This is a genomic window from Massilia sp. CT11-108 (assembly GCF_047302915.1).
In the GTDB taxonomy this organism is placed as follows: domain Bacteria; phylum Pseudomonadota; class Gammaproteobacteria; order Burkholderiales; family Burkholderiaceae_D; genus Telluria; species Telluria orientalis.
In genome coordinates this window covers 1-6098 of the sequence record NZ_JBKYMO010000353.1, presented here as the reverse complement: position 1 = coordinate 6098, position 6098 = coordinate 1, and the positions used below count along the sequence as shown (strand labels likewise).

3 protein-coding genes and 1 pseudogene are annotated in these 6098 nt (G+C 68.1%); 3 read left to right on the top strand and 1 reads right to left on the bottom strand.

What is annotated here, in order from left to right; all coding sequences use genetic code 11:
- The 3 genes and pseudogenes from ACEN88_RS22560 to ACEN88_RS22550 all read left to right on the top strand — a co-directional run.
- A pseudogene (locus tag ACEN88_RS22560) lies at window positions 1-220 on the top strand (pilus assembly protein PilW); the annotation flags it as partial.
- Window positions 217-804, top strand: a complete 588-nt coding sequence (locus tag ACEN88_RS22555) for a hypothetical protein (protein ID WP_413343209.1) — start codon at window positions 217-219, stop codon at window positions 802-804. The pseudogene ACEN88_RS22560 and the gene ACEN88_RS22555, both read left to right, overlap by 4 nt.
- Before the next feature lie 9 nt (window positions 805-813).
- Window positions 814-5469: a PilC/PilY family type IV pilus protein gene (locus tag ACEN88_RS22550; RefSeq protein WP_413343207.1), complete on the top strand. Its 4656-nt coding sequence runs from the start codon at window positions 814-816 to the stop codon at window positions 5467-5469.
- A 6-nt stretch (window positions 5470-5475) separates the two neighbouring features.
- Here ACEN88_RS22550 and ACEN88_RS22545 read toward each other — a convergent pair.
- On the bottom strand, window positions 5476-6098 hold a 623-nt coding region (locus ACEN88_RS22545), incomplete at its 5' end, for a DUF3108 domain-containing protein (RefSeq protein WP_413343206.1).

The window sequence follows — 6098 nt, the reverse complement described above, 5'->3', positions numbered from 1 at the left end:
CAGCAAGGCCGTCGAGCACCCTGCCGCCGGCGCGGCCTGCACGACCACGACGGCGCAACCGGTCGTATTCTCGAGCGCCGCGCCTGCCGGCGTGGCCGGCGTGCCCATTACGGTGAACGTCGCCGTGACCGGCGATCCGCTCGACTGGCGCTGCTACCGCTACCGCGTGTTCGAGACCGTGGCCACGCTGCGCAATGCGGGATGGAGGCCGAATCCATGAGAACGCGGCCGAACCTGCGGGCCCACGGCATGGCGCTGCCTGTCGTGCTGATCATCCTCGCCGTGATGCTGCTGGGGAGCGTGTACCTGCTCCGCTCCGTCAACTCCACCGCGCTCACGACCGGCAATCTCGCCTACGACACCACCCTGAGCCGCGAAGCCGACCTGGGCTTGCACACGGCGTTTGCCTGGCTGAGCCAGACCGCGCAGACCAACAAGGCGGCGCTGAACCAGGACGACGCGGCCAGCGGCTACGTGGCCACGTGGGACGCCGCCAGCCAGGCGCGCGACGCCGCATTCTGGAACGGCAGCCGCACCATCACCGGCGACGACGGCACGAGCATCGAATACGTGATCCACCGCCTGTGCGCGTCGGCCGGCGCGTACAGCGGCACGAACCGCTGCATGCAGACGGCCGCCAATACGGCGACGGCGGGCAGCACGGTGGCGATGGGCGACAGCCTGGCCTCCGACGCGCCGTCGTATGCGGGTACGCCCCAGCTGCATTACGTGATCACGGCACGCATCACCGGCGGCCGCGGAGCCAACGTGACCAACCAGATGATCGTCCTGATCGGCGCCTGACCTACCATCATGAATAAACTCCTCGTCATCCTGGGCTTCGTTGCCCTGACGCTGGCCGGCACCGCCGGCGCGGCCGTGACCAGCATTGCCCAGCTTCCGCTCCTCAACGTCGACGGCACCGGTAACGTCAAGCCGAACCTGATGCTGCTGTACGATAACTCGGGCTCGATGGCGAGCGCCTTCACGCCGGACTATATCGACGACAGCACGACGTGCCGCTCGCGCGCGCTGATGACGGGCGGGACCCGCGGCTGCACGGTCGGGCACCCGCCATTCAACAGCGCGGACTTCAACCGCCAGTACTACGACCCGAAGGTGCGCTACACGCCGCCGGTGCGCGCGGACGGCACCTCGTACACATCGATGACGCGCAGCGCAACCAGCGACTGGACGTCCGTGACGACGGACGGCTTCGGCGTAAACCGACGCGACCTGCTGGGGAACAGCGCCGCCAGCACGAACCTCGCGACCGGATTCCCCGACCTGCGCTGGTGCGACTCGAACAGTGCCAATTGCGTCTACAACTCGGCCACGTACACGTATCCGAACGATGTGCGCTATACCGCGAAGGCGTACACGACCAACCCCTACTACTATACGATCAACGTTGCCGAGTACTGCACGACCGCCGCGCTGACGACGTGCGTGACGACCGCAGTGGGCGCACCGGCACCCAACGGTTATCCGTTCCCTGCCAGGGTGCGCTGGTGCGACAGCACCGCGCTCACCAACTGCCAGGCGAAATACGTCGGCAACTTCAAATACCCGCGTTTCTCGAATCCGAACGGCGGCGTCGTCGCCGCTTATGGCACGATCACGATCGGCACGTCGGCCTCGAACGGTGCCATCACGATCAATGGCGTGTCGGTCGCCGAGTCGGGGGGCAACGTCGTCATCACGAACAACGCGGTGACTGCCGCGTCGGGCACCAATACGGTCGGCAAGCAGCAGACGGTAGCGACCGCGCTCGCCGCGTCGATCATCGCGAAGACCGGGCTGACGAACCAGTACCTCGCCTGCGTGCGCACGCCGGCGTCGGGCTACGGCGTGCCGGCCTGCTCGACCTACGGCATCACGCTCGGCACCGACAACGTCGTGGCCGTGATCCCGATCGACTGCGCCAGCGGCACGAGCGGCAAATCCATGGGCGTCTGCTCGGTCCTGACGGACAGCAGCCGTTCCGGCTGGGCCATCACGGTGGACGCGCCGGCGGCCATCGTCCAGGCCGCGCAGCCGGCAACGGCCCTCATCACGGTGTCCGGCACGGCCAGCAATAGCAAGAATTCCAGCAGCCGCACCGTGCTTGCCGGCGGCACGAAGCTGGGCAGCAAGACCATCATCGCATCCGACATGACGTTCGGCAGAGGAGCGAGCAATACTGCGGTCGCTTCGGCCATCGCGGGTGCGATCGGCACGCAGGGCACCATCACGGCTTACGCCGGCGGAAACGCCGTCACGACGGCCTGCGCGGGCAAGGGCGCCGCCACGGTCTGCGTGGCCGACACGGGCGCCAGCGCGGGCGGTGCCGCGATCACGATGGGGGCGCTCACCAACAACGGCGGCAACATCAGCTTCGCGCTGACGCCGGCGTCGGCGCCCGTGCCCGCCGTGTACGACACGATGCCGGTAACGACGACACCGCTGGGCAGCGGGGCCGCCGTATTCGTGCGCACGGACATCGTGCCCACCGTGACGAGCTACCCGAAGGCGGCCGGCCGCACCGACTGCGCCGGCGACACCTGCACGTACGACGAGGAGATGACGAACTTCGCCAACTGGTATGCCTACTACAAGACGCGCAACCAGATGATGAAAACCGCCGTCGGTCTCGCGTTCCAGGCGCTGACGTCGAACTACAACGTCGGCATCGTCGCGCTGTCCGCCGCTGCGGCCGAGGGCACGATGACGGCGCCCCAGCAATTCACGGGCGACGCGCGCACGACGTGGTACTCGACCCTGTACGCGATGGACGGCAGCCAGTCGACGCCGCTGCGCCCGGCGCTGCACGCGATCGGCAAGATGTACGCCAACCTGAGTCCCTACGTGGCCGCGGCCGGATCGGAAGTGGTGCAGTACCCGTGCCAGCAGAATTTCACGTTCATCACGACCGACGGATACTGGAACGGCGGGGCCGCGTCCACGGTCGTCAACAACGACAACGTCGAAAGCACGGCGCGCTTCTGCACGCGCGGCACCGGCTGCTACGATCCGAGCGCCCAGAGCTACAACACGCTGGCCGACGTCGCGCTGTACTGGTACAACGGCGGCTCGAACACGGCCTCGTCGTCGCTGCGCTCGGCGCTGGAAGACTGGACGAAACCTGGTCTCGTACCCGCGCAGGCGGGAGAAAACAGCCGCCTGCACATGAATACCTATGCGCTCGGCCTGGGCGTGGACGGCGTCATGAACTACGAGCCGAAGTACGATTCGGCGCCGGTGCCGGGCGGCGATTTCTACAACCTGATTACCGGCGCGGCGACCGGCTGCCCGTGGAACGGCAACGGCGCGTACGTCTGGCCGGATCCGAAGACGAGCGACTCCAGCGGCTCGGCCGCCTACCAGTCGCGCGTGGACGACCTGTGGCATGCCGCCATCAATGGCCACGGCCACTATTTCAGCGCGTCCGATCCGACCCAGGTCGTCCAGGGCCTGTCCTCGGCGCTGTCGGCGATCCAGGTGCGCATCGGCGCCGCGTCGGCGGCCGCGACGTCCACGCCGAACATCTCGCAGCAGGACAACGACATCTTTTCGTCCACGTTCACGACCGTGCGCTGGTACGGCGAACTGTCGGACCGCAAGATTGATCCGATTACCGGCGCGGTCTCGACGACGGCCGCGTGGACGTCGTCGGACACGGTCGGCCGCCTCGTCGGAGACAGCAGCGATATACGCACGATCTGGATGCAGGACACCGTGAACGGCGGCCTGAAGCCGTTTACCTACGCGAACCTGACGGCGACCGAGAAAACCTGGTTCGACAACAAGTGCACGGGGCTGGCCCAGTGCGCCAGCCTGTCGGCGACCGACCGCGCCACCGTCAACGCCGGCGCCAACATCGTCGACTGGCTGCGCGGGCAGCAGCAGTACGCGGACGGGACGGTCCTGCGCGCGTACTCGCGCACCGACCACAACCCGCCCGGCCTGACGACGACGATCCCGATCGTGCTGGGCGACATCGCTTCTTCGAAACCGGCCTACCTGCGCGATCCGCGCAAGGGCTATTCCATCGCGGGCTATGCCGATTACAAGGCCGCCAACGCGACGCGCTCCCCGACCGTGTTCGTGGCCGCGAACGATGGGATGCTGCACGCTTTCGATGCGGCGGCTGGCTCCGAACTGTGGGCCTACGCGCCGCGCATCACGATGAAGAAACTGTACCTGCAGGCCGGCACGACCTACGGCACCAACCACCAGTTCACGACGGACGGCGCACCCGAGGTGGCCGACGTCAAGATCGACGGCACGTGGCGCGCCGTGCTGGTGGCCGGCCTGAACGCGGGCGGCCGCGGCTACTACGCGCTGGATGTCACCGATCCCGCGCATCCGCATGCCTTGTGGGAATTATGCGCCGATCCGGCCGTGTGCAGCGGTACGGCGTACGACGCCGACATCGGCCTGACGTTCGGGAACCCGCAGTTCGGCACGTGGAAGGACAGCGGCGGGACCGAACACTGGGTCGTGTTTCTCACGTCGGGCTACAACAACGTGCCGGGCACCGACGGCGTGAACGGCGGCAGCGGCGCGGGCTACCTGTATGTGGTCGACGTCGCCACGGGCCAGGTGCTGAACAAGGCCAGTACGGGCAGCGGCGACACGACCACGCCGTCCGGCTTTACGCGCATCACGGCGATTACCGCGAACCCGCTGACCGATCCGCTCGTGACATATGTGTACGGGGGCGACAACCAGGGCAAGATGTACCGCTTCGACTACACTGCGGGCGGCGCGCCGGTGGTGGTTCGGATGGCCGATGCCGGCAGCGCGCAGCCCGTGACTTCGCGGCCGGAGATCACGCAGTGCCAGGCGAACGGCACGGATGCGCAGGGCAATACGACGACGGCCGTCCGCACGATGGTCGTGTACGGGACGGGGCGGCTGCTGGACCTGACCGACATCGCGAATACCGACACGCAGAGCGTTTACGTCCTGAAGGATACGGGCACGGGTATCTCCGCCGTGGACTGGCGCACCGCCACGAAGATGGCGCAGATGCGCCTGACGAAGAGCGCGGCCGGCGGCGGCGACACATACGCCATCAGTGGCACGACCGTCAACTGGGGGACCCAGGCGGGCTGGTACATGGACCTGGACCAGAACAGCGGCGAGCGCGTCAACCTGGACCCGAAAGTCGTTTCCGGCACGCTCAACGTGGTGGCCAACCTGCCGACGTCGTCGTCCGCCTGTTCGGTCGGCGGTACGAGCAATCTGTACCAGCTCGACGTCTGCACGGCGCAGCCGTTGCTGGTCGATTCCAGCAACCAGCCCATCGTGGGCCGCGCCCTGTCGAATACGTCGGCGGCCGTCGGCTTCATCATCGTGCGGCTGCCGAACGGCGCGCTGAAGCTGATCGCGACGACTGCGGACGGCAAGAACACGCCGTTCGATCTGCCGGCCGCCACGGCGCAAGCCGCACGCAAGGCCGGCTGGCGGCGCGTGCGCGACTGAGCCGCGTTACGGCAGCGCGGGGGCGGAGTCCAGCGCCGACAGCGTTTGCGTGGCGCTTCCGCCCGCATCTTCCACGCGCAGGCGCACGGGCAGCCAGTTTCGCTCCGGTGCGAGCCAGATGTCCAGCCGTGCCATGCCGGGAGCGGCCAGTTCCGCGAGATGCCAGGCCGCGAGCGTACCGATGCCAGTCGCGACATCTTCCCGGCCCAGCACCTTGAACCGCGCGATGCGCAGGTCGCGCGCGCCGGCCACGACGACGTCGAGCGTGTCGCGGACCTGGTCCGGTTCCGCAAGGCCGATGCCGGCGAGCTGCATCAGCAACGATGCGCGGTCCTGGATACCGACGTTGTCCGGACTTTCGGCGCCGGTTGCGCGGAACAGCACGCGGTGGCCGTCGGCGTCGAATTCCGTCACGAGCGGACCCGCGTCCGTTTCCTCCAGCGCGCGCCGCGGTGCGATGCCGGCGTCGCCGCTCGCCCCTTCGCTGTGCAGGCGTCCGAGGGCGCCGTCCAGGTCGAGTGCGTACCGGTCGCCATCCGTGCGCCAGGTCAGGCGCGCCGGCTGGCGCACGAGGTCGTAGGTGAGCTGGACCGGGGCGGGCAGGCGCTGGCGCCGGCGTGACGATCCGC

Bases quoted from the DNA above. Each gene is read 5' to 3' on its own strand.
- ACEN88_RS22555 (WP_413343209.1), top strand. From the start codon at position 217: ATGAGAACGCGGCCGAACCTGCGGGCCCACGGCATGGCGCTGCCTGTC.
- ACEN88_RS22550 (WP_413343207.1), top strand. From the start codon at position 814: ATGAATAAACTCCTCGTCATCCTGGGCTTCGTTGCCCTGACGCTGGCC.